This is a genomic window from Enterobacter cloacae, assembly GCF_011078175.1.
Taxonomy (GTDB): domain Bacteria; phylum Pseudomonadota; class Gammaproteobacteria; order Enterobacterales; family Enterobacteriaceae; genus Enterobacter; species Enterobacter cloacae_Q.
In genome coordinates this window covers 1-890 of record NZ_JAALCJ010000028.1, presented here as the reverse complement: position 1 = coordinate 890, position 890 = coordinate 1, and the positions used below count along the sequence as shown (strand labels likewise).

General features: G+C 52.9%; 1 protein-coding gene. It reads right to left on the bottom strand.

The genetic code is table 11. The annotated features are described in order from the left end of the window. The coding region (tuf, locus tag G6Q29_RS21520; RefSeq protein ID WP_165470171.1) for an elongation factor Tu at positions 1–890 on the bottom strand (890 nt) is incomplete at both ends.

Below are 890 nucleotides of genomic sequence, written 5' to 3'. Positions count from 1 at the left end.
GTCACAACCATCTTGATGTTGTCGCCTGGCATTACCATCTCTACGCCTTCTGGCAGTTCGATGGTACCGGTCACGTCAGTTGTACGGAAGTAGAACTGTGGACGGTAGCCTTTGAAGAACGGAGTATGACGGCCGCCTTCGTCTTTGGACAGAATGTACACTTCAGATTCGAACTTGGTGTGTGGCTTGATTGAGCCTGGCTTCGCCAGAACCTGACCACGTTCGATTTCTTCACGTTTGATACCACGCAGCAGAACACCAACGTTCTCACCAGCACGGCCTTCGTCCAGCAGTTTGCGGAACATTTCAACGCCAGTACAGGTAGACTTCGCAGTCTCTTTGATACCAACGATTTCAACTTCTTCACCAACTTTGATGATACCGCGCTCTACACGACCGGTAACAACGGTACCACGACCGGAGATGGAGAATACGTCTTCGATTGGCAGCAGGAATGGCTTGTCAATCGCACGCTCTGGTTCTGGGATGTAGGAATCCAGGTAACCAGCCAGTTCGATGATTTTCTCTTCCCACTCTGCTTCGCCTTCCAGCGCTTTCAGCGCGGAACCACGAACGATTGGAGTGTCGTCGCCTGGGAAATCGTACTGAGACAGCAGTTCACGAACTTCCATCTCTACCAGTTCCAGCAGCTCTTCGTCATCAACCATGTCGCATTTGTTCAGGAACACGATGATGTAAGGAACGCCTACCTGACGACCCAGCAGGATGTGCTCACGGGTCTGAGGCATAGGGCCGTCAGTCGCAGCAACAACCAGGATCGCGCCGTCCATCTGCGCAGCACCGGTGATCATGTTTTTAACATAGTCGGCGTGGCCCGGGCAGTCTACGTGTGCGTAGTGGCGAGTCGGGGTGTCATACTCAACGTGAGA